The following is a 24,613-nucleotide window of genomic DNA, read 5'->3' on the forward strand; positions in this document are numbered from 1 at the left end:
TCAGGAAACTACTATGCATAGTCAAACCGTTTAATGCAATTAAAAGAAAGCTATTTGGTGAAACTTACTCCTACCCATAAAACCTCCGAATCAACTCCTGCATTTCGGTATGAATCAATCCATTGGTAGCTAGAATTTCAGAACCATCGGTATATTCCTCGCGGTCGGTAAAATAACCGGATTTCCCACCGGCACGTTCCACAATAAAAGCACCAGCGGCCACATCCCACGGATTGAGTCCGTATTCGTAGAAACCATCAAAACGTCCGCAGGCCACATAGGCTAAATCTACGGCAGCAGATCCCAAACGTCTAAGTCCACGGGTGTTTTCCATAAAGTATCTTAAAGAAGCCAGAAAGCCTTCCATTTTATAAAAATCATGATACGGGAATCCGGTCGCTAATAAAGTATCGCTTAAGTTTTGGGTTTGCGTTACTGAAATTGTGTGGCCATTCAGATAAGCTGCACTGTCTTTCCAGGCATAAAAACATTCATCCAAATTGATTTCATACACCACACCAATCACGGGTTGGTTGTTTTCCATTAACGCCACACTAATAGAGTAGAGGGGAACCCCATGAATAAAGTTCGTGGTGCCGTCCAAAGGGTCAATCACCCAATTGTAAGTGTCTCCAATTTTGTCTGAAGTGCCTTCTTCGGCAATAAAACCTGCTTCGGGAAGTAACGCGCTTAAACCTGCTACCAGTTTTTGTTCGGCCGTTTTATCTACAAAACTTACCAAACTGTTTAAGCTTTTGGTTTCTACCGCATCTTCGGTAAAGTCTTTTCTCTGGGCCAGAATATACGTTCCGGTTTCTTTGATCAGTGCGATGGATTGTTCACACAACTCTTGATAGTTCATCAATGGAAAGAATGAAATTTACTTTTTAGAATAATCTCGTGCACCAAATATGGAAGATCCGATCCGCACCATATTGGAACCGTTTTTAATGGCCAACTCATAATCATTGCTCATCCCCATAGAAAGGATATCAAAATCAGATTTAAACTCCTGGCACGCTAAAAACAGGTTGTGTAACTTTCCAAATTCTTCTTCCACCACAGAGTCAATAAACGTATTGGTGCCCATGCCCATAAAACCACGGATATTCACATTTTCGTATTTATTGAATAAACCTTCTTTCATGATGTCAAACGCATCAGAAAACAAGAAACCCGTTTTAGAATCTTCACGGGCAATGTGTACCTGAATCAGCACATCAATTACACGATCATTGTTTTTGGCACGTTTATCAATTTCTGCAATCAAACGTTCACTATCCACAGAATGAATCAGATTGACAAAAGGCGCAATATACTTGACTTTATTGGTCTGCATGCGTCCAATCATATGCCATTCGATATCTTTCGGCAGGTCATTGTGTTTATCGCGAAGCTCTAATGCTTTGTTTTCTCCAAATACCCGTTGGCCGGCATCATAAGCTTCCTGGATGGCTTCGTTGGGTTTGGTTTTTGAAACAGCAATAAGTGTTACATTTTCAGGAATTGTCTTTCCGATTTTTTCTAAGTTTTCAGCTATTTTCATTCCCCAAATAGTTTTAATGATCGAATATAGAATAAATAGTTAAACCACTACGCAATTTGGGTTCAATCCATGTACTTTTAGGAGGCATGGTTAATCCCTGATCTGAAATCTCTATAAGTTGTTCAACTTCAACCGGGTATAAGGCAAATGCTAAATCTGCCTTGCCTTTACGTACCATTTTCTCCATTCCTTTAAGACCTTTATCGCCACCATAGAAGTGCATGCGACTATCGGTTTTGATATCTTCAATGCCTAAAATCGGATTGAGAATGGTTTCGGAAAGTTGATGGCTGTCCAATTGTGAGATGATATTTTCTTGTTGAATTAAATCGTTGTTTAACACCAATTTATACCAGGAGTTATCTAGAAACATATGGATATGGTGTTTTTGCTTGGGACGACTCTTTTTAGGAAGTGGAGTCACCGTATAACTTTCCTCGATTTTAGCTAAAAGTTGTTCCGAAGTCAAACCGTTGAGTCCGCTTACCAAACGGTTAAATGGCAAAATATTCAACTGATGATCAGAAATCAGATAAGCCATAAAGTAATCGTAAGCTTCGCCAAATTCGCTTCCGTAATAATCTCTTAAATCAGATGAGAGTCGGGCAGAGGATGCACAACGGTGGTGACCGTCTGCGATATACATATCCGGTACCTGTTGAAAAGCACCCTGCATTTTTCGGATATCTTCTTCATTAGAGATCAACCATAAATTATGAATGGTTTTATCGGTAGTAGAAAACTCATATTCAGGTCTCGTTTCCGAATACTTTTTCAAAATCGAATCAATTTCATCCTGATGTTTGTAAGTCAACAGCACAGGTTCTGCATTGATTTTGGTTTCCTTTAGATATTGTGCAAATATCGATTCCCTTTTAGTCAGCGTATGCTCATGTTTTTTGACATGTCCCGTGTTAAAGTCATCAATAGAAACCCCGGCAATCACTCCAATAAATGAATGGTTTTGCTTGATCTGTTGATACACATAGAACTGCGGCTTTGTATCTCTTTGGAAAATCCCCTGATCGTTGAAATCTTCGAAACGAGAACGTACTTCACGATAACGATCCAGCATGGTTTGATTGCCGTGATCTTTTAAACCGTAGGTCGGTGTGATGACATGCAAAAAAGTATATGGATTGGCCGATAGCTTTTCTTTAAAATCCTTCTCCGAATAGTTGATGTAAGATCTGGAACCTACTAAACTCACTTTATTTCGATGTGGTCGAATGGCTCTGAAAGGAATAATGTTTGCCATATCTGAAAAATTAGTTCGCAAAATTAGCCAGAACAGCTAAATTGAACTTGAACAAAATGTTATGATTTGATATTGATGGTAGATGATAAAAAAGCCGTAAAACACCAGTTTTACGGCTTTTTTATGTGAATGTGTTGTGCTTATTTTTTGAACGTATCAGCTACGATCAATTCTTTTGTGCCATGGGTATGGTTATAGAATCCGTTTCCGGATTTTACACCTAAGTGTCCGGCTTGTACCATGTTTACCAATAATGGAGATGGTGCATATTTAGGATTTCCGAATCCTTCGTACATCACACGTAAAATAGATAAACATACATCCAGACCGATAAAATCAGCCAATTGTAATGGACCCATTGGATGCGCCATACCTAATTTCATTACCGTATCAATTTCTGCCACACCTGCTACACCTTCGTGAAGGGTAATGATCGCTTCATTGATCATTGGCATTAAAATACGATTCGCAACGAACCCAGGATAATCATTTACCTCAGTTGGAGATTTCTTTAAATTTCTGGATAATTCCATAATGGTCTCCGTTACCTCATCGCTGGTTTGATATCCACGGATAATCTCTACCAGTTTCATGATAGGTACCGGATTCATAAAGTGCATTCCAATTACTTTTTCCGGTCTTGAAGTTACCGAAGCAATTTGAGTGATCGAGATAGAAGAAGTGTTACTTGCTAAAATCACCTCAGGAGCTGTAAGCTGATCTAAATCTCTGAAGATCTTTAATTTTAGATCCACGTTTTCAGTAGCCGCTTCCACTACCAGTTGGATATCTTTTACACCCTCAGCCATATCGGTGTATGTCGTTAGGTTCGCAAGAGTTGCAGCTTTGTCGTCTTCAGAAATTCTTTCTTTCTTCACCATACGATCCAGATTTTTCGTAATGGTTCCAATCGCTCGGTCCAAAGAGTCCTGAGAGATATCAATTAAAGATACTTTATATCCAAATTGTGCGAATGTATGCGCAATTCCGTTGCCCATTGTTCCGGCACCAATTACAGCTACTTTTTCCATTATATTATATTTTTTTAAGTGTCGTTTAAAGATTTGCAAATATAGTTTTTGCGGGCCCAAATTTAGTCTAAATGAAATGGTATTAAAAGCTTATTTTTTGTTGAAATCAATGAGTTAAAAAGAGGATATGAACAGTTTATATTTTGAATGCGAATGATCCATGGAATTGGATTCCAAAATCCATATTTCCCCAATGTTTTTAAGCTATATTTGAAAAGTGAACAAAATTACTCCTATGAAGAATATATACACTCCTATTGTATTGATCATTGCACTTTTATGGATTCCTTTTAATGGGAAATCTCAGTTAAACTGTTACAGTTTACAAGCACCAACCATCATGGTCGAGGGCATGGAAAAGATTGCGATCATGAATTTTGAAAACCGTAGAGATACCCATTGGTATTACTATCGTAACAATGATTATGGAGCGCAATTGGCTGATTATATGATTGCTTCGTTGTTGGAAAAGCACAGAGGTGTATACAGTTTGGAAGCCGCCAAGCAAAACAAAGCAGATCTATCTGATATTACCATGAGTCAGTTGATGAGTCGTAATAAAGAAACCAAGCTGGCGAAGAAAGGTAAGAACTATATGGAACGTTACAATACGGATGTTTATACTGTGGTGGAACGTGGTGAGTTGGATAAAGTGATGCAGGAGCAGAAACTGGGAGCAAGTGGTGCTATTTCTGATGCGGATGCGACAGAAGTAGGTAAGTTATTGGGTTTGGATGTGATGATCACCGGAAACTATTCTACAGATGTAAAGACTTCTGTAAAGAAGAGTGGAAGTGGTTCAGGTTTGAGCTATAATGCGAAGAAAATTGCGACAGTAGATGTGACTATGAAAATTATCTCCATTGAAACCGGAGAGATTTTAAGTATGGTGAATAAAACTGCAACCTTAAAAAAGAAAGCTTCCGGAAGTTCTTATTCTGAAGCAAGTAGCAGTTTATCTACTGATGGACAAATTATCAGAAGTTGTTTGAAAGATGTAGCAAAACAGCTGGTATCTCATTTTGCACCAACATTTGTGTATCAGGAGCTTGCTGTGGAAAAACCAGCAGGAAAAGGATATAAAGATGACTTTAAAAAAGCGAAGGATTTGGTAAAGGAAAATGATTTATCAGGAGCTTTTGCGATTGTAAAGAAAGTATATGATAAAGATCCATATGATGCAGCTATGGCGCATAACATGGGTGTTTTATACGAAGCGGTAGGAAACTTTGATCAGGCGATTGAGTATCATAAAGCAGCGTATGAAATTGATCCTTCAAAAGAGCATAACGATGCGATGCAACGTGCGATGAATAGTAAAGAAGCTTTAAAAGAACTGGAAAGACTAGGTGTAGATGCTTCACCGTATCAGTTTGATGAAAGTGCCGGAGCACGTTTGAATATGCAAAAGGTACAAACCATTGGTAAAAAGACCGATCGTTATGATGTGTATATCGAAGCCAATAAAGCAGCCGATATTGCAGCTAAAGTACCGGGAAGTACAGAATTTGTAAAACTAGGGGAAGAAGGAAACTGGGTGAAAATCAAGTTGATTGGCGGTAAAGAAGGTTTTATCGATAAAAAGTATTTGAAGAAATAAATTTGGATTTAAATAGTAAAAGCCAGATGAATGTTCATCTGGCTTTTTTTATGCCTTAACGGTAGAAATGTAATGTTGGATTTAGAATATTTATAAGACTTTAAAAATGGCATTCTGGAAGGTTTGGTAGAAAGCAAGAAGAATGTAGTGGTAATCGAACCCATGTTTGAGCTCAGACATCGACTCGAAGAGGCGTTCATGTCGTTTGCGAGTTTGGGTGAGATAGCGGAATTATTCGTTAGCTTTCAACAAAGCTTTCGGTAGCCTTGAACTTTTTAAGCACGTGTTAAAAGCTTTTGAATGTGTGCTTTTCCTTCATTTCATTCCGGTTGGTCCTTATAATCGGACGCTGAGCGAAGTCGAAGTGTCAAGCCAAAATAGGACAAGAGGAATTGGTCAATTAGATTCTAATCACTTATAAATGAATTTTGTTGTGATTATGATTGAATTAAATCAATCTAGGTATTGTTCTAATATTCAAAATGAAAGTTAGGATAATTACCCATTTTTTATATCATTTTGCTGTACTACCCAAAAGATTTTCACTATCAATCATATCCACCCATCGTTTCATTTTCTTTTGAATCACCTTAAAATGGTGTTGATCTTCCGGAGCAACGAATGTGAGTGCTTTGCCCGGGTTCTCTGCACGTCCTGTACGCCCAATTCTATGAATAAAGTCTTTTGGTGAGCGTGGTAGCTCATAGTTGATGACATAAGGAAGGAATTCGATATCAATTCCACGACCTAGTAGGTCTGTAGCTACCAGAACCCGGATATTCTTATTCTTGAATTTGACCAACGAATCCATCCGGGAACCCTGACTTTTCTTACCATGAATTGCAGCTGCACGGATGTTATTTTTCTTTAATTTTTTAACGAGATGATCCGCTTTGAATTTAGAAGACACAAATACCAGCACCTGATCCATATCGTGATGTTCGAGTAAAAACCTTAAAAGTGGTCCTTTACGTTCTTCCGTCACAAAGTATCCCGTTTGTTGGATTAGACTAAGATCCTGTTCTTTTTCAACATCACTAATTTTTACCGGATCGTTTAGCAATCCCGGGTGTAAAGCGCTGACCTTGTCGTCCAGGGTAGCCGAAAACAATAGGTTTTGGCGCTTTTTAGGAAGCAACTTAAAGATGTGCTCCATTTCATCTTTAAAACCCAGGTTTAATATTTTATCGGCTTCATCCAGAACCAATGTATCCACACGTGATAAATGAATCGCTTTATTTTCAACCAATTCAATCAATCTTCCCGGGGTGGCTACCAGAACGTTGATTCCGTAAAGTGCTTTCATTTGTGGATTGATAGATACGCCACCATAAACTGCCATGGTTTTAATGGGTTGGGGTAAGTTTTGTCCAAACGTATGAAACACGTCTTTCACTTGTTCGGCCAATTCTCTGGTGGGTACCATCACCAGTACATCTACGTTTCTGTTTTTAGTGAGGAACTTTCCCTGAAGGTTCATCAAAATGGGCAACACATAACTCGCTGTTTTACCCGATCCGGTTTTGGCAATCCCCAATACATCCTTTTTGTCCAGGACAGCCGGAATGGCTTTCTTTTGAATTGGATACGGTTTCTTAAAACCTTCTTGGACCAGTGTTTTTAATAGTGATGGTGTTAAACCCAGTGAAGAAAATGACATAGACGTTTTTGCTTTTTAGCTCGTGCAAATGTAGGGTAGTGGACATGACTGATCATGCCGAATCCGGGAATTCTGAATAGAAATTGAAACAGGTAGAATTTTACAACTCAATAATTCGATCTACATTGGAATAGATGGTGAATTTGTCTTTTCGGCAAAACCCCAATAAAGTGATTCCGAGTTCTTTGGCGTAATCTACTGCAAGTGATGATGGAGCTGAAACAGCAGCGATTACCGGAATTCCGGCAGCAAATGTTTTGGTCAGAATTTCATAAGAAATCCGTCCGCTCACCAGAATGTATTTGGCCGCTTTTATGTTTTGTTGGAGTAGAAGAGTACCAATCACCTTATCCACTGCATTATGTCTTCCGATGTCTTCTTTAACCACCAGTAAGTTTTTGTCTTGATCGAAAATAGCTGCCGCATGGATCCCACCGGATTGTTCAAATTGCAATTGACTTTTACGCATCAGGTCAAACATTTGATTCATATCGGTAGCGGTCAATTGCAGTTGTTGCGAATCGATTTTATTGGCAGCTGTAATCTCAGGAAGTTCCGGTTTTCCACAAATCCCACAGGATGAAACAGAAAGTAAACTTTGACCACTTTTATACCCTTTTCCCAATACATCAGGTCCAATGGTTACATTTATTTCGGAGATGTATCCCAGTGGACTCTTTTTAATCACTTCGGTGTGTAATTGGGCCTCTTTTGATCTGAAAATGTCTTCTGAAAATAGCAAACCACGAATCAATTCCACCTCATCACCAGGCGTACGCATGGTTACCAGATATTGCTTTCCGTTGATATGAATTACCAAAGCTTCTTCTACAGTTAATGCGTCTTCCACATCAGTGACCTGTTGCGATTGAATTTTGATTCCCTTGTATTTTGCTATAGCCATATGAAAATAAAAAAGCTGCTCCAAAGTTAATTGAAGCAGCTTTTGTAATCATTATTTATTTACAGATTATCTCGGACACTGAATGGCTTGTATTGAGCCTGTCATTCCCGTTTATAATCGTTCTTAGCTTAATCCGGTCACCACACCGTTTTCGTCAATATCCATTCCTTCAGATGCCGGTACAGCTGGTAAACCAGGCATACGCATCATAGGGCCTAAAATTGGTACGATGAATCCTGCTCCAGCAGCAATTTCAAATTCTCTTACGCTGACATCAAATCCAGTTGGACGTCCAAATAATTTAGGATTGTCAGAGAATGAGTTTTGAGTCTTAGCCATACAGATAGGAAGGTTATCCATTCCTAAGTTCTTAATACGTTTTAGATCAGTTTGTGCTTTCTTACTTAAGATTACGTTATCCGCACCGTAAATCTCTTTGGCTACGATATCCATTTTTTCTACGATATCTGTAGAGTTCCAATCGTATAAAGGTTTGAAATCACCTGAACCAGACTCAATTTCTTCTACAACAGCTTTGGCAAGGTCTTGTGTACCTTCACCACCTTTGGCCCATCCTTCAGAAAGAACTGCTTTTACACCTAGTGCTGCACATCTGTCTTTGATGATTTGGATTTCTTCCTCAGTATCAGAAATGAAGTTGTTGATCGCCACAACCGGGTTTAGACCAAACTTCTTAATATTTTCAATGTGTTTCTCCACATTTGCCATACCGTTAGTTACACGCTCTGCATTTGGTGTATTGTATTCTTCTTTTGGTGCACCACCATGATGACGTAAAGCTCTTACGGTTGCAACCAATACTACAGTTTTTGGTTTTAGCTCTGCATGTGCACATTTTAGATCGAAAAATTTCTCAGCACCTAAATCTGCACCGAATCCTGCTTCTGTTACGACATAATCAGATAGCGACATTCCCATTTTGGTAGCGATAATAGAATTGGTTCCCTGAGCGATATTCGCGAACGGTCCACCGTGAACCAATACCGGATTGTGCTCTAACGTTTGAACCAGGTTTGGCTTAATAGCATCTTTTAATAAAAGTGCCATTGCCCCAACACAGTTTAATTCTTTTGCATATACCGGACGTTTATCAAATGTTTGACCTACGTAGATATTTCCTAATTTCTCTTTTAGGTCATTGATGTCTTTACTCATACATAAGATCGCCATGATCTCTGATGCAGCTGTAATATTGAATCCATCCTGACGAGGGATTCCGTTACCTAAACCACCTAAACCAATGGTGATATCACGTAAAGCACGATCGTTCATGTCAATCACGCGCTTCCATTTAATGGTTCTGCCATCAATTCCTAAACTTCTGGTTTTACTTTGAAGGTTGTTATCAATTACTGCAGATAAAAGGTTGTTGGCCTTTTCGATTGCGTTAAAATCACCTGTGAAATGCAGGTTGATATCTTCCATTGGAATTACCTGAGAATAACCACCTCCGGCAGCGCCACCTTTAATTCCGAAAACAGGTCCCAAAGAAGGCTCTCTTAAAACAGCCATGGCTTGTTTTCCAATTTTGTTTAACCCTTCCGTTAAACCAATCGTTACGGTTGTTTTTCCTTCACCTGCAGGAGTAGGGGTTAAAGCGGTTACCAAAATCAAATTACTGTCAGCAACCTTTTCATCGTCAATTAGATTTAATGGCAGTTTGGCTTTGTATTTACCATACATTTCAATATTGTCCTCATCAACACCTATTTTAGCCGCAATGGTACTAATATGGTTCAACTCAGCCGACTGAGCAATCTCTAAATCCGATTTTACTTCTCCCATGATATTTTATGTTTTTTTATTCCTAATTTTTGAATGCTTGCGAATTTAAATAATTACAAATGAAAATCCATTTCTAAGTCAGGCTTTATCTAAGGGAAATGTTATTTTTTTATGAACTATTTTTTACCGTTTCCATTTAGTTTTAAAATGGGATGGTTTTACTTTGTTTTAAATTTATTTTCATGGTTACTGTAGAAGAAGCAAAAGATCTGATTAATACGCATACGGAGGTATTAGAAGTCAAAACAATGTTGGTTTCAGAAGCTCTTGGATATGTTTTGGCAGAAGACATTTTTTCTAAAATTGATATTCCGGGTTATCCGCAATCGGCCATGGATGGTTATGCGGTGAATACCGATGGAAATATTGTCATTGGAGATGAATTTAAAGTGGTGGCTGAAGTACAGGCCGGAGATGTGAATTCGCATACGATTCAACCCGGAGAAGCCGCTCGGATTTTTACCGGAGCACCTGTTCCGGAGGGTGCAACTACGGTGGTGATTCAGGAAGTGGTGCGTAGAAATGAGGACTCTATTCATGTGGAGAAAGATGTACGTTATGGCGTAAATATCCGCGCGCGAGGGGAACAAATCATGACTGGTGATACGGGATTGCAGAGCGGAACGAAAATTACTCCGGCTGCGATGGGGTTTTTAGCTATGATGGGCTATGATCAGGTGAAGGTGTATAGAAAGCCTGTCATCCATTTGGTTGTGACTGGAGATGAGCTGGTACAACCAGGAAGAGAATTAAAGCATGGCCAGATTTATGAAAGCAATTCTGTTACCATTTGTGGAGCGGTACAGAATTATGGATTTGAGGTTTTGGAGGTGAAGTTCGTTAAAGATACTTATGAGGAAACATTAAAGAGTTTAAAAGACTCGTTAGAGACTGCGGATGTGGTGCTGGCTTCAGGAGGTATTTCTGTTGGAGATTATGATTTTGTGGGTAAAGCTTTTAAGGAATTGGGGGTAGAAGAAATTTTCTACAAAATCAAGCAAAAGCCGGGTAAACCGATGTTTTATGCCAAACATGGAGAAACGGCAGTGTTTGCATTACCCGGGAATCCGGCATCGGCATTAACCGGTTTTTACCAGTATGTATTGCCATGTCTGGATAAAATGATTGGTTTGGGATTTTCCGGATTGAAAACGAAATGGGTGAAGATGACCGATTCTTTTAAGAAAAAAGGAGATCGCGCACAATTCTTAAAAGGATTTGTGACTGATGCCGGAGTAGAAGTCCTGGAAGGTCAAAGCTCTGCCATGATGTATTCTTACGCCATTACCAATGCGATTATTTACATTCCACAGGATCAAATGGAAGTTCAGGCTGGGGAAGAGGTGATCGTGTATGTCCTGGAATAAAAAAATCCCGCTAAGTTCAACTTAACGGGATTCAGTTTTTTTATGAATTCAAAGATTAGTTGTTCTCCGCGTAATCTTTTAATGCTAAGTTGTATTCCTTTAATTCAGCGTGATTCATTTTGTTGTGTGCATCGCTCATGATTGATAATAGATACACCAAACTATCAGTATCAGTTTCATTAGCCGCTTCAATAACGCCAATCACTTCACCATCTTCATCTACCATTTCATCTTCCGGCTGCGGAATAAAAAAGCCTTCGTATTCTTCAATATGCTCGTAAGTTAAACGGATAGCCTTTGCTAAACGTGGAATTTTTTCTGCAACAGCATATGTACGTAATTCTTTAAGGTCATTCACCATTTCTTCAATGACTATTCCGTTATCAGAAATGCTTTGTTGCATTTTTTGGATGAGATCTTGTGCTTTTTTATTTACCACGATATATCGATTTAATATTGCTTGTATTAGAATAGAAAGGTTCTTTAAAGAACTTTTCGGAGGCCAAAATTAAAATATAATACCAAACTCTACAGACATGTGATGGAATAATTTAAGTATTAAACCATTTCCATAATTTACCATACCAGGTTGTTGGTTCTGGTGCTGTAGGTGTGGTATTTTCAGCTTTTTCTATTTTATAGTTGTTTTTCTTTTTCGTTTTTTTCGGAACAAATTTTTGAGCGTCCGGTTTTGATTTTTCCTTTTGCTTAGCGGCAATCCTTTTTTCACGATGTTCCAGCTTTTTAGACATTTCCTCTGCGGCTTTGTCTCTTTTAATTTGTTCTAGCTGCGCTTCACTCTTAATTCTGGATTTACGCGCTGAACTTGCAGATCGCTTTTCACGCTGTTTTTGCTTGAACTCACGTTGTTCTCTACGTTTTTCTTTCTTACGATTAGCCAATTCTTCTTTACTAATCATGACACCATCTACCTCAACCATTTGCTCTGAGAGGGGTGGAGGAAGTTCAATTTTACCAACAACTTTAGGACCTGTGAGTTCCACTTTTTCGGCTTTAATCAATGGTGCGTTGGCAATGGTGGAAGCATCTACTTCCTGATGGAGTTCAAATTCAATGGATGCTTCCGAATCAGAACTTTCTGTTTCTTCAATTGAAACGCTGTCTTCTGATGATTCATTTTCTACGACTGAAACCTCTGGCTCAAAAGTTTCTTTGATTTCGGATGTTTCTACCAGGTCGGAAACCGGAGTTGATTCTTCTTTAGATTCCGAAGGCTCTGGCGTAGGATTGAATTTAGCGACTACTTTTTCAACTAAAGCATCTTCTACTTTGGTGTTTAGATGCGATCCTAATTCAACGTCAAATTCCAATTTTAAATAATTTAAAATTTCGTTTGGCTTAACGTTTACTTTTCTGGAAAGTTGACCTAATCTCATATTCTATCGCTATATGGTTGCAAATATAATTGTACGAATTAGTTATAAAAATGGCTATGAATATTTATAACATTTAATTTAATCGATTTGCCATTTCATTGAATGCATGTTGCTGGTTGGTACGCATTTTAGAGGTCACACCTTCTCTTAGGGCCAATCGCGTAAAAACATGAATGTCGGAATCCATAATTTCAACATCAATGGGGCCGTTTTGAGCTGTTTTTGTGCCTTTATAAATAAGTACAGTACTGGTAGAACTTGCGGTAGGATCGTTTTTAGAATGGTATACTTTCATATATGCAGAGTTGGGGAGGGTAATTCCATTTTCCAACTTCTTTTGTACCCGTTTCATAACGAAGTTAAGTTCCGAAACCGTTTCATGGGGTCTGAATTTATACCAGTATTTGGTTTCATTGCCTTCCACACTACTTTCTACGTATCCCAACATCGGCCCAATGATTCCCGCAATAGATTGGATTTTTATGGAAGAAACGACAATAGGGTCGATACAGAATGCATTTTGTGGAGGAATATGGGAATCAAAATAGTCTGAGGATAACAGTTCCAGAATAAGTGTTGCTCCGGTAGAGGAACCTACCAGACTGATTTTTTGATATCCAAGTTGTTCCAGCTTTTCATATTCTTCAATAATAGCTGATTTCCAATCTTCCCAGGAAGCATCTTTGAAATCGGCATATGTTCTGCCATGTCCACCAAGTAAGACCTGAGAAATCCGATATGAGTTTTGATTAGCCGACCAATCTTGAAATTCCTGCCATTCAAAGGTAGAAGCAGAATATCCATGTACTGCAATTAAAATATGTCGATTTAGATCATCCGCGGTGGGATTGGGATATTTGGCAGAAACCAAAAAGTCTTCCGGTTGATATAAAGAAGCATCAAAGATCACATCACCATCTAATAAATCATCGGTGATATTGGGATCTTTACACTGCTGAGTCAGAAGAGAAAAACCGATAAGGAGTATATAAACGATTCTATTCATGATTTCCAGATTTAAATAAGGTGTAGTAAACATCCAGATGATAATAGAGTGGTTGGAGGGTGCCCGGTGAATATCCGGGTTTGGAAAAGTCAATGTAATAACCCGAACCTAATTGTAGTTTTACCGGATATTTTTGAAATTCATAACTAAATGCAATTTCCGGTGATAGAAGAAAAGCTGTATTCGGAATGTCATCAAAAAAATCATATTCCAGATTGGAGTAGAAGTACCCCATATTTAATCGTGTGACAAAATGATACGGTTTATTCTGAATAAAATTCCAACTACCTGAAAATAAGAAATGACTTTGCTTGATCGCATTTGAATTAAAAGCTGAACCCAATCTGGAAGTCACAAAATCAAATCCGAGATGAAACCTTTCCGGTTTGAAGTTTTTAAATGCGTATTGAACGGAAATTCCGTTTTCCCAATACATGTTTTGTGTTTTTTGAATTCGGATTCCCAGATTCAAATTTTGCGCATATATGCTTCCTGTCAATAGAAGGGTGAGTGAGATTAGAAATTTCTTCATAGGCTTCAGAATTGTTTGGGCCTACAAGATCACTATAAAAATTGTAAAAAACCTAAAGTGCGCTGAAATTCGGGGTGATAGTCTGCATTTATTCGCATAGGTTCATTCGTTATCGGATGATGAAATGCAATTTCCTGCGCATGAAGCATCATAGTGATCATGTTCCATTTTTCCTTAAACAAACGATTTTGTTTATTGCATCCATGTGGACGATCTCCTATAATTGGATGTCTTAAATGTGCAAAATGTTTCCTGATCTGATGAAATCTTCCGGTTTGTGGTTGGACTTCTATTAAAGAATATCTGGATGTTTCAAATTTTCCAAAAGGTACCGGAACCTCTGTGGTTTGAATCGTTTTGAAATGGGTAATTGCATCTTGTTTTTTCCCGCTGTCATTAATCAGGGCATAATCGATGATCCCTTTTTCAGGAGCAAAACCTCTAACAATCGCGTGATAGGTTTTTGTGATCTGATGTAATGCAAACTGATTTTGCATTAGCGAATTCACTTCTTGAGATAAAGCAAAAACAAGAATTCCACTGGTTTTACGATCTAAGCGATGAATTGTATAGACATGCTGACCAATTTGATCTCGGAGAATTTGCAATGCAAACTCTTCCGCATTAGCCGCTATTTTACTGCGATGAACCAAAAGACCGTGGGGTTTATTGATCACCACCAGATGGTCATCGCGGTATAGTATTTCTAAATCCAATAATTTAGATTACTGATTTCTTTTAGCGTTGATAACAAAACCAATGGTACCTGTAAATTCTGTAAACCAGAATGTTTGCATGGCTCTATCTGTTGGATTATCTCCGGTAGTTAGGATATCCTGCATGCTAATGAATCCATTTTTCCATTCTGCATTGAAAGTTAAATGTTTCCATAAAACAGCTTGAAGCCCCACTTTACCAGATAAACCATAACCCGCAACATGGAATTCATCGTAACGATCGTAGCCCATTAATGTAACGTTAGAACGAGGTACCAATAATCCAAATCCAGGGCCTGCATAATAATTGATACTATGCTTATCATTGAATTGATAGATGTTACCATGATATTCTAATTCAATACTTCCATAATTGAGACCATCAGTATGTTCAAACATCAAGAATTCTGATGTTAATTCCTGAGGTTGACGGTTATAAGCTCCATTGTATTCTCCATTCGGGATATTAATATAACCTTCCATAGCCACATACTGGTTTTGTTGCATCACATATTTCATATGGTCGGTACCTATAGAAATAGACCAACGATCAGCAAAGAAATACCCAAATCGTAAATTCCATTGCGGAATAGATAGGTTTGCAGGATTAAAATACAGATCGAAATCAAATGGAGTAGGACGGTCGTTGGCTTTTACATCATATATGGTAAAATTATAGTTCTGTCCTACAAATGAGATATCAGACTTAGAATACGCAGATACATTGTATCCCCAGTATCCGTAAATTTGATTTTTGCGACTATACTTTTGATTCCATCCTTGTTGCGCTTGAGCGGTATAACCCAAAATCAAAAGGAAAATAACGATATATGATTTTTTCATTTTGCTTTATAAAAGAATTCGCAAATATAATTGTTGATTGTATTGAGAATATGACTTTTATACATAAAACCAAATCAAAATCACATAGATTGTTTTGGTAATGACAAATTGAACCAAATAAAATTTGATGTTGCTACTTATTTTTCTTGTCCTTCTTTTTCTTTTTGCCTTTAGATTCTTCTTCGGTTTCCGGCTCAGCAGGTTGCGGTAAATTAAAACTGATCGGAAGCGTATATTTCACTTCAACAGGGTTTCCTTCACTGTCGTAACCTGGAGTCCAGGCAGGCATCATTTCAACCAGACGTTTGGCTTCTTCATTACATCCATGTCCGGGACCTCTCAAGACATTAACATGATCAATGGAACCGTCTTTCATGACCATAAAGGCGACATAGGCACGTCCCTGAATTCCATTTGCTTTAGCTTCTGTAGGGTAGACAAAGTGAGTGGAGATAAACTTGTGCATTTCTTCCTTGCCGCCAGGAAAACTTGGATATACGACTGGTCTGGGTGGCAATCCCAATGCCTTTGTGATGGAGTCTTGTTTCTTTTTAAGATCCGCGGTGGTCATTGTAGTTGTAGTGGTGGTGTCTGTCTTTTGCGAAGCGGTATCTTGAATATCCTGAGCGTTGAGTTGGATAAATGGGAAAAGTATTGTTAGTATTATCAGTGTGTGTTTCATGATCTAAAATAGAAAGTTGGTTGTTGTTTTGAGTTGAATAAAAAAATCCCATCAGTCTGTAGAAAGACCAATGGGATTTAATAACATTATTTTGAATAGTGCTTAGATGTGAATACACTCATCGTAAGCATCAGCAGCAGCTTCCATAATCGCTTCACTCATAGTTGGGTGAGGATAAACAGTAGTGATGATTTCGTGTCCGGTAGTTTCCAGTTTACGGATTGAAACTAAATCAGCCACCATTTCAGTTACATTATAACCGATCATATGACCACCTAATAACTCTCCGTACTTTGCATCAAAGATCAATTTAACGAAACCTTCGTTATGACCTGCAGCAGATGCTTTACCTGATGCAGAGAATGGGAATTTACCTACTTTGATATCGTAACCAGCTTCTTTAGCCGCTTTTTCTGTCATACCTACAGAAGCGATTTCAGGAGTAGTATAAGTACATCCAGGGATGTTTCCTTTATCGATTGGTTTTGGATCTAACCCGGCCATTTTCTCAACAGCAACGATTCCTTCGTGTGATGCCACGTGAGCTAGAGCAGCACCAGGAACGATGTCACCAATTGCCCAAACACCAGGAATGTTAGTTTGACCATACTCGTCAACCAATACTTTTCCTCCGTCAGTTGCTACACCTACATCTTCTAAACCGATGTTTTCAATATTAGAAACTACACCTACAGCAGAAAGAACAACATCAGCATTTACAACTTCTTCGCCTTTCTTAGTTTTGATCGTCACTTTACATTGATCACCAGAAGTATCTACTGATTCCACAGAAGAGTTAACCATCACTTTCATTTTTGATTTCTTAAATGAACGTGCTAAAGCTTTAGAAACTTCTTCATCTTCTACAGGAACGATGTTTGGCATATACTCAACTAAAGTTACTTCAGTTCCCATTGTATGGTAGAAGTAAGCAAACTCAGAACCAATGGCACCAGAACCAACAATTACCATTGATTTTGGCAATTCAGGTAATGTTAACGCTTCTCTATATCCAATAATTTTCTTTCCATCTTGTGGCAAGTTAGGTAATTGACGAGAACGTGCACCAGTAGCTAAAACGATATTTTTAGCTTCATATTCCGTTACTTTGTCGTCAGTATCAGTTACAGCAATTTTATTTGCAGCGACTAATTTACCAAACCCGTTAATCACATCGATTTTATTTTTTTTCATCAAAAACTCGATTCCTTTGCTCATTTTATCCGCAACACCACGGCTTCTATCAACAACTTTAGAGAAATCGAATTCAATGCTTTGAGATTTTAATCCGTAAGCTTCTGCATGAACCATGCTTTCATAAACGCTTGCTGACTTTAATAACGCTTTTGTTGGGATACACCCCCAGTTTAAACAAATACCGCCAAGCTCAGCTTTTTCAATAACAGCTGTTTTAAGCCCTAATTGAGAAGCTCTAATCGCAGCAACATATCCACCAGGTCCACTTCCTAGTACTAAAACATCGTAATTCATGTTGATAATAATTTTAAAAGTTTGGGCGTCAAAATTAACTCTTTTGACAGAAGGTTTGATTCAAATTCGCAAGAATATTTATTTAAGTTTGTGCATCATCAAAAATCCTGAGAAATGTTGCAATTACAAGTCCGGTATCAAGAATCATATTCCCGCTTACATTTACTGTTAAGAACCTTTTTTGGAGCGTTTTATATTTACATCCCACATATGTTTGTGTTATTGTTTGTGTTGCTGTGGTCAAAGATTCTATGGATTTATGCTACCTTTTATATTTTGATTAAGGGAAGATATCCGGCAAACGTATGGGATTATCAAATGGGAGTAATGGACTGGTTGGCCAGATTACATTTGAGTTCGTATAATCTAAGAGATGATTATCCTGTTTTTGGGGTCAATAAGGAAGTAGAATATTTAAAGATTACAGCCTCATATAATGAAACACCTAACAGAGCAAGCGTATTGATTCGTTTTATCTTCATTTCAATCATGATATTACCACATGTTTTTGTATGGACATTCAGGAATTTGTGGAGTGGGATTCTAACATTTCTGGCATTTTTTGCAGTATTATTTACAGGGAAATATCCGGAAAACTGGTTTCACTTTAATATCGGAACTCTGCGTTGGGTAATGCGTTTGATGGCGTATCAGAATTACATTTTTGATACATATCCACCTTTTACAGGAAAAGAATAGGCATGGAAGAAAATTACTTGGAAATCAATAAGAAAACGTGGAATAATAGAACTGAAGTTCATGTAGATTCTGAGTTTTATGACAATGAAAGCTTTTTAAAGGGAAGATCTTCTCTAAACTCTATTGAATTGGATTTATTTGGAGATATCAAAGGGAAGAAGATTTTGCATTTGCAATGCCATTTTGGGCAGGATTCCATTTCTTTAAGTCGTTTGGGAGCTCAGGTGACTGGGGTTGATTTTTCGGACGTGGCCATTGAAAAAGCAAAGGAACTTGCGCAAAAGATGGATGTGGATACTTCTTTCATCTGTTGTGATGTCTATAGTCTACCTGATATTTTAGAGGAGCAGTTTGATATCGTTTTTACAAGCTATGGTACGATCGGATGGCTTCCGGATATTAATCGATGGGGAAGTGTGGTATCACATTTTTTAAAGCCTGGTGGGCAATTTGTTTTTGCTGAATTTCATCCGGTGGTATGGATGTTTGATTCTGAATTCAAATTCGTGAAGTACAATTATTTTAATACGGAAACAATCATAGAAGAATCTGAAGGAACTTATACGGATGGTGGAGAGGAAATGCGAAATACAGAAATTTCCTGGAATCACCCGATGAGTGATGTGGTAAATAGCCTGATGAGTTCCGGATTAGAGATTTTATCTTTGAAAGAATTTGACTATTCTCCCTATAACTGTTTTGCGAATATGGAAGAAGTTTCTTCCGGTGAATTTGTAATATCCGGTCTAAAAAGACGAATTCCAATGGTGTATGCTATTCTGGCTCAGAAAAAATAATCACTTTTTTGACCTATTTCGTCACAAATTGTAACCCTTTTAGCACAGAATGCGTATAAAGCAAAAGGTGCGCATGCATAACATCTTGTATTTCTTATAAATCAATGTATTTTTGTAGCACCTAACGAATTATGAACAAATAATTATAAATTCTGGAGTTATGATTAAAAAGTTACATGCCATTTTGATTTTGTTGTCGCTTGTAGTGATAAGTCCAAGCGTGATTGCTGTAACGTATACCACTACAGGAAATAACTCCTGGAGTCCAAGCAATCCTGGAAATAGTATCAATTCTTCTGATGATTTTATTATTAATCACACCGTAACATTAAACGGTTTGCGTTTATTGAGTGGTGGATCTATTACCATAAACTCAGGTGGATTCTTGAAAATGGGATGGAGTGCTCGTTTTGATCTGGGATCAAGTGTTCATGTGAAATCCGGAGGGAAATTACAAGTGAGCCAGTTGACTGTGGTTAACTATTCGGATAATTTCGTAATTGATGGAGACATTGTGACTAAAAACGGAACATTTGCAAATTACCAATCAGGTGTAATTACTTATAACCAGGGTGCAAGTTGGACATTCAATCAAATGTCATTTGTAAATTATGGTACATTGATTTTAAATGAAGATGCCGATTGGAAAAACGGTTCTGTGGCATTCTCTTTAGGAACTGTAACGATTAACGGAAAGTTATCCATTAAAAACTTGAGTTTAGCCAATAACGCAAAAATTGAGGGCGTTGGACAGGTAGAAGTGAAGAATGGGAACGGAATTTTTGTGAGTAACGGTGAAATAAATGGGTGTTATGGTAATGCGTGTATTCCTCCAAGTACCATTGGAAATACAACCTATTTGGCTTATCACTCCACTACATCCGGAAATACATTTACCACATATGATGGCGGGAATGTACCGGCAACAACTTGTACAACTACTTTACAGGTTTTAGATGATTTAAACTTTTCTTCAGATAAAACCATTGGTGATTTGGTAGTTTCACCTGGCGTGAACATTACGGTGGATCCAGGCGTAAGTTTGACCGTTTGTTCCGGAATCTTGAGTGAAGGAAGAATTACCGTAGAAAATACAGGATCATTGGTACAAACTTCTTCGGCAGATAATAATGAAGGTTCTGGGGTGTACATTATTAAAAGAAATGGAGGAAACGATCCATTGTCATTTAATAGTTGGTCTTCACCAATTAAGAGTGCTACAATTGCGGATGTATATTTAGGTGCAAACCCTTGTGATATCTTTTGTTTTGAGAGCTCCACGCAATCTTGGAAATTTGATTATCCTGTAAATTATCAAACGACTTGTAATGGAAATCAGGTAACTTTTGGAGCTGCTAATGTCATTTCAGGAGGAGATGGAGTGATGGACCCAGCACGCGGTTATTTTGTTCCGGGTGATAATTCTATAACACGTACTTTCTCTGGAACTGTTAACAATGGAGATGTAACCATTGCTGTAGATGAAACGAATCTGGGAAACAATCCAAACTGGAGTATGGATGATTGGAATTTGGTAGGAAACCCATACCCATCTGCAATTGATTTGGAAAAGTTCTATTCTGATAATAGTGGGGTAATTACCGGAGATTATTATTTCTGGGTAGATGATAATTCAAACGGAGCTACATATAATCAGTCTAATGATTATGCCGTGTATAATCAATTCTCTTCCATTTCTGCAAATGGTTCGGCATTGCCTTCACAGTTTGCAGCAGCTGGTCAGGGGTTTTGGGTGTATGCGTTGCAAGATGGAAATGTGACGTTTACTAACGCAATGCGTGTAACTGGAAACAACTCAGGTTTCTTTAAAACAGAAGCAAACAAAGACAAAGTTGTAGTAAGAGTAGGGTTAGAGAATGATTCTAATAACTTTAATCAAACTGCTGTAGGATATTCTTTATCATCTAGCAATGCGTATGATATGGCTCAGGATGCCCCTAAAGGAGAATCTAATTCAGCTTTATTATTTGGTAGTATGATTGATACCAATGTGTATTCAATTCAGGCATTTGAGAAATTGGAGGATTTAGCGACTTACAGTGTTCCGTTGTATGTAAAAACAGATAATGAAGGAAATCATACATTCTCAATCAACAGTTCAGAAAATATGGGAAGTCATATTTTGGTTTTCTTGAAGGATAATGCAACTGGAACGGTTACAGATTTAAAAGCACAGAACTACACGATTTATCTTCCTGTTGGAGAATATAACTCCAGATTTGAGTTAATGATGGAAAATACAGGAGCTCCAACTGGTGTTGAAGATGTAGTGAATTCATCTAAAGTGGATATCTATCAAAATCAGAATACAATTCGTGTTCAATCTAAAGATTTGAATGTTATGATGGAGTCGGTAACGGTGTTTAACCTTATAGGTAAAAGAATCGCAGGAAATACAAACTTCAATAATTCAATGGTAGATATTGATGCTTCTACATTGAACTCAGGAGCTTATTTAGTAAGAGTAGAGTTTAGTAATGGAGAAGTAGAAACCAGAAAAGTGGTTTTCGTTAAGAACTAGATTTTCTTTAACATTTAGCATAGATAATCGGAATTTTATTGTACTTAATCCTGGTCAGTAAAAGATAGTAGGTTTGAATACTGATACTTATTCTTTTGAAGAATAGTCAAAAAGTTTAAATTTACAGCCTACTATATAACTGATTATCATGATAAAAAATGTACTTTCAAAATCACTATTGGGCTCATTTGTACTGTCAGCAACAGTTTTGATGGCCCAGGAGCCTGCACAACCTACACATGAAAAAAAGGTATATGTCAATGATGGAAATACGTATGTACAGAAATCTTTGCCACTTTATTTTATGTTTTCAACGTCTAAAGGAGGACCACAGTACCCTTTAACGAGTAAAGCTTCTGCCGGATATGCTGATCCGATGTATTTAGATACAGAGGGTGTAAATTATATCCGAAGTAAATGGGCGGTGGATCCGGAAACCGGAAAAACGATTGAACCCAAAAGAGAGGTGATGTATGAGTTATATGCAGATGGATTGGCTCCTGTAACACGTTTAGCTTTTTCAGGTGCCAATGTGTATCGCAGTGATAGAGTTTATTATGGGCCTGGACTTCAGTTTACTTTAACTTCAAGAGATGGTGTTTCAGGTGTTGAAAATACATTTTATTCTTTAGGAACAGGTTCCTGGACCAATTACTCAGGAACTGTGAATGCTTCCACAGAAGGTGAAAACACTTTATATTATTATGCGAATGATAACGTTGGAAATGCAGAAAAAACAAAAAATTCACGATTTGTAGTGGATTTATCAGCTCCAACTTCTAATCATGCGATCGAAGGAATCGTTTACAATTCTAATATCATTGCGCCAAGCACCATTTTTACATTGTCTCAGTCGGATAATTTATCAGGTGTAAACAGAACATTGTATTCTTTTGATTCAGGGTCTGAGAAAAGATCTTCTGGCAGAATAGGGGTATCTTATTTAAGTGATGGTGAACACACCTTATATTATTACTCTATTGACAATGTAAAGAATACTGAGACTAAGAAATCATTTTCTTTTTATTTGGATAAAATTGCTCCGGTTGTTACAATTTCAATTAATGGAGATCAATATCAGGGAAGTAAGTATTTATATGTTTCGAATAGAACTACCGTAAATTTATCAGCTACCGATAATAAAGCAGGAGTAAACAAGATTTATTATCGAATGGATGGCGGGGAACGTTATGACTTTACTTCAGATTTTAAATATCCGGATGTAAAAGGTGTGCATACCGTTAAATATGATGCAACAGATAATGTACAGAATTTAGCAGCAAATAAATATAAAACAGTTTATTTGGATAATGTAGCGCCACAAACGGGAATCAAGTATGGATCTCCACAATTTTTTGCCAGAGATACTTTGTTTGTAAATAAGGATACGAAAGTGAGTTTATTCTCAAGAGATTATGAATCTGGTGTAAAACAAATCCAATACAGTTTAGATGGTGGTGCTTTCCAAAACTATAGCCAGTTTACTATTCCAAATGAAGGATACCATACCATTAAGTTTAAAACTACGGATAACGTAAATAACGTGGAAGTAGAAAAGACTTCAAATGTATTTGTAGATAATACCCCTCCGGTAATATATCATAACTTTAGTATTGAGCCAATTGGTTCTAAAAACGGAATGAGTATTTATCCAAATTACTCTCGTTTATACTTAGGGGCTACGGATGATCATGTTGGAACAAAAACGATTAAATATTCTATTAATGGTGGACCATTAACACTTTATTCTTCAGCTTCAACATTAGATATTTCGGAGCGTAACAGATTCTTGAAAAAGAAAGTGAAATATTCAGTAAGAATTGTAGTAGAAGACAAGCTGGGAAATTCAACAGAGAAAACGGTTGAGTTTTATGTAGGATTGGAAAACGATTAATTCCGGTTTAAACAAAATAAAAAATCCCGAATACTATCAAGTATTCGGGATTTTTATTTGGAGTAATTTGAATTCTATTTCACAGCGATTGCAGAAATTTCTACATTAACACCTAGTGGTAATTTCCCTACCTGTACGGTTTCTCTAGCAGGATATTGATCTGAAAAATATCCACCATAGATTTTATTTACCTCTGGGAAATCATCCATATCAGCTAAAAAGATGGAGCATTTAACAATATTGTTCCAATTGTAACCGGCTTCTTTTAGAATTGCAGCCAGATTAGCCATCACCTGATGTGTTTCGTTTTCTAATGAATCCTGAACCAATTCACTGGTAGCCGGGTTCATACCAATTTGGCCACTTACATATAAAGTGTTATTTGCCTCAATGGCCTGATTGTATGGGCCAATTGGAGCAGGAGCATTGTCCGTTTTAATAATTCTATTCATTGTTATTTTGAATAAAAGGTTCTTTTTTAAGATGATCTAATACAGTATTCAGCGTTTGCGTAAAGTTGTGAATCTTATCACAAATGGTATCCATATTGGTTTGATCTCTGGCGTCTTGTTCAATTTGAAGAATTACATCTGATAGGGAAGTGACACCAATTGTACGAATGGATGATTTTAATTTATGCGCTTTTTTCGAAGCCTCATCCCAATTTCTTTCTTTTGCAAATGCGGCAAGTTCCATAGCATCCGTAGGAGCATATTCTATGAAAGTTTCTACTAGTTCTCTCATAAAATCAGTATCTCCATACACCATGTCACTTAAAATGGATAGGTCGTATAATTCTTTTGACATTTAGTAGTGTTTGATGGTACAAACTTACGATTTTG

At 37.5% G+C, this 24,613-nt stretch carries 23 protein-coding genes; 6 read left to right on the forward strand and 17 right to left on the reverse strand.

Annotation, left to right across the window (positions count from 1 at the left end; translation table 11 throughout):
- Window positions 1–70: 70 nt before the first annotated feature.
- The 4 genes from KFE94_16490 to KFE94_16505 form a co-directional block, all read right to left on the reverse strand.
- On the reverse strand, window positions 71–862 hold the full coding sequence (locus KFE94_16490) for an inositol monophosphatase (protein UTW66228.1): 792 nt from the start codon (window positions 860–862) through the stop codon (window positions 71–73).
- An 18-nt stretch (window positions 863–880) separates the two neighbouring features.
- A complete protein-coding gene (locus tag KFE94_16495) occupies window positions 881–1,546 on the reverse strand; it encodes a YggS family pyridoxal phosphate-dependent enzyme (GenBank protein UTW66229.1) in 666 nt (221 codons plus the stop codon).
- Between the two features lie 13 nt (window positions 1,547–1,559).
- Window positions 1,560–2,804, reverse strand: coding sequence for a DUF1015 domain-containing protein (locus KFE94_16500; GenBank protein ID UTW66230.1), 1,245 nt, complete (start codon window positions 2,802–2,804; stop codon window positions 1,560–1,562).
- Between the two features lie 140 nt (window positions 2,805–2,944).
- The gene (locus tag KFE94_16505) at window positions 2,945–3,835 is read right to left on the reverse strand and encodes a 3-hydroxybutyryl-CoA dehydrogenase (GenBank protein UTW66231.1); all 891 of its coding nucleotides are present in this window, start codon (window positions 3,833–3,835) and stop codon (window positions 2,945–2,947) included.
- A 235-nt stretch (window positions 3,836–4,070) separates the two neighbouring features.
- Between KFE94_16505 and KFE94_16510 the strand changes: the two genes are divergently transcribed.
- Window positions 4,071–5,435, forward strand: a complete 1,365-nt coding sequence (locus KFE94_16510; GenBank protein ID UTW66232.1) for a hypothetical protein — start codon at window positions 4,071–4,073, stop codon at window positions 5,433–5,435.
- A 514-nt stretch (window positions 5,436–5,949) separates the two neighbouring features.
- On the opposite strand, the gene KFE94_16515 is transcribed toward KFE94_16510, so the two are convergent.
- The 3 genes from KFE94_16515 to KFE94_16525 form a co-directional block, all read right to left on the reverse strand.
- Complete coding sequence (locus tag KFE94_16515) at window positions 5,950–7,095, reverse strand: DEAD/DEAH box helicase (GenBank protein UTW66233.1); 1,146 nt, start codon at window positions 7,093–7,095, stop codon at window positions 5,950–5,952.
- Between the two features lie 100 nt (window positions 7,096–7,195).
- Window positions 7,196–7,999: a formate dehydrogenase accessory sulfurtransferase FdhD gene (gene fdhD / locus KFE94_16520; protein ID UTW66234.1), complete on the reverse strand. Its 804-nt coding sequence runs from the start codon at window positions 7,997–7,999 to the stop codon at window positions 7,196–7,198.
- Window positions 8,000–8,122: 123 nt separating this feature from the next.
- Window positions 8,123–9,805 (reverse strand): formate--tetrahydrofolate ligase, encoded by a 1,683-nt coding sequence (locus KFE94_16525; protein ID UTW66235.1) that lies wholly within the window; start codon window positions 9,803–9,805, stop codon window positions 8,123–8,125.
- Between the two features lie 182 nt (window positions 9,806–9,987).
- Here KFE94_16525 and KFE94_16530 point away from each other — a divergent pair, with 182 nt between their 5' ends.
- Entirely contained in the window at window positions 9,988–11,172 is a 1,185-nt protein-coding gene (locus tag KFE94_16530) for a molybdopterin molybdotransferase MoeA (GenBank protein UTW66236.1), read from the forward strand.
- Window positions 11,173–11,227: 55 nt separating this feature from the next.
- Here the strand turns inward: KFE94_16530 and KFE94_16535 are convergent, their stop codons facing one another.
- From KFE94_16535 to lpdA, 8 genes are all read right to left on the reverse strand, one after another.
- The gene (locus KFE94_16535) at window positions 11,228–11,611 is read right to left on the reverse strand and encodes a hypothetical protein (GenBank protein ID UTW66237.1); all 384 of its coding nucleotides are present in this window, start codon (window positions 11,609–11,611) and stop codon (window positions 11,228–11,230) included.
- 112 nt (window positions 11,612–11,723) lie between these two features.
- Window positions 11,724–12,569, reverse strand: a complete 846-nt coding sequence (locus tag KFE94_16540) for a hypothetical protein (GenBank protein ID UTW66238.1) — start codon at window positions 12,567–12,569, stop codon at window positions 11,724–11,726.
- Window positions 12,570–12,642: 73 nt separating this feature from the next.
- Window positions 12,643–13,575, reverse strand: coding sequence for an esterase (locus KFE94_16545; protein UTW66239.1), 933 nt, complete (start codon window positions 13,573–13,575; stop codon window positions 12,643–12,645).
- Window positions 13,568–14,107, reverse strand: a complete 540-nt coding sequence (locus KFE94_16550) for a hypothetical protein (GenBank protein UTW66240.1) — start codon at window positions 14,105–14,107, stop codon at window positions 13,568–13,570. Before KFE94_16550 ends, KFE94_16545 begins: the two co-directional genes overlap by 8 nt.
- A gap of 32 nt (window positions 14,108–14,139) precedes the next feature.
- Entirely contained in the window at window positions 14,140–14,823 is a 684-nt protein-coding gene (locus KFE94_16555; protein UTW66241.1) for a pseudouridylate synthase, read from the reverse strand.
- Window positions 14,824–14,832: 9 nt separating this feature from the next.
- Complete coding sequence (locus KFE94_16560) at window positions 14,833–15,666, reverse strand: hypothetical protein (GenBank protein UTW66242.1); 834 nt, start codon at window positions 15,664–15,666, stop codon at window positions 14,833–14,835.
- Between the two features lie 133 nt (window positions 15,667–15,799).
- The gene (locus KFE94_16565; protein UTW66243.1) at window positions 15,800–16,348 is read right to left on the reverse strand and encodes an energy transducer TonB; all 549 of its coding nucleotides are present in this window, start codon (window positions 16,346–16,348) and stop codon (window positions 15,800–15,802) included.
- 102 nt (window positions 16,349–16,450) lie between these two features.
- Entirely contained in the window at window positions 16,451–17,839 is a 1,389-nt protein-coding gene (lpdA, locus tag KFE94_16570; GenBank protein UTW66244.1) for a dihydrolipoyl dehydrogenase, read from the reverse strand.
- A gap of 210 nt (window positions 17,840–18,049) precedes the next feature.
- On the opposite strand from lpdA, the gene KFE94_16575 reads away from it, so the two are divergent.
- From KFE94_16575 to KFE94_16590, 4 genes are all read left to right on the forward strand, one after another.
- The gene (locus tag KFE94_16575; protein UTW66245.1) at window positions 18,050–18,538 is read left to right on the forward strand and encodes a DUF4389 domain-containing protein; all 489 of its coding nucleotides are present in this window, start codon (window positions 18,050–18,052) and stop codon (window positions 18,536–18,538) included.
- Window positions 18,539–18,540: 2 nt separating this feature from the next.
- A complete protein-coding gene (locus KFE94_16580) occupies window positions 18,541–19,335 on the forward strand; it encodes a class I SAM-dependent methyltransferase (protein ID UTW66246.1) in 795 nt (264 codons plus the stop codon).
- A gap of 160 nt (window positions 19,336–19,495) precedes the next feature.
- Window positions 19,496–21,877, forward strand: a complete 2,382-nt coding sequence (locus tag KFE94_16585; GenBank protein UTW66247.1) for a T9SS type A sorting domain-containing protein — start codon at window positions 19,496–19,498, stop codon at window positions 21,875–21,877.
- Between the two features lie 148 nt (window positions 21,878–22,025).
- Window positions 22,026–23,771: a hypothetical protein gene (locus tag KFE94_16590; protein UTW66248.1), complete on the forward strand. Its 1,746-nt coding sequence runs from the start codon at window positions 22,026–22,028 to the stop codon at window positions 23,769–23,771.
- 74 nt (window positions 23,772–23,845) lie between these two features.
- On the opposite strand, the gene KFE94_16595 is transcribed toward KFE94_16590, so the two are convergent.
- Both KFE94_16595 and KFE94_16600 read right to left on the reverse strand, forming a co-directional pair.
- Complete coding sequence (locus KFE94_16595) at window positions 23,846–24,223, reverse strand: RidA family protein (GenBank protein UTW66249.1); 378 nt, start codon at window positions 24,221–24,223, stop codon at window positions 23,846–23,848.
- Complete coding sequence (locus tag KFE94_16600; protein UTW66250.1) at window positions 24,216–24,578, reverse strand: Hpt domain-containing protein; 363 nt, start codon at window positions 24,576–24,578, stop codon at window positions 24,216–24,218. The genes KFE94_16595 and KFE94_16600 overlap by 8 nt, the downstream gene beginning before the upstream one ends.
- Window positions 24,579–24,613 lie beyond the last annotated feature (35 nt).

The sequence above is a fragment of the bacterium SCSIO 12643 genome (assembly GCA_024398135.1).
GTDB lineage: Bacteria > Bacteroidota > Bacteroidia > Flavobacteriales_G > Salibacteraceae > CAJXZP01.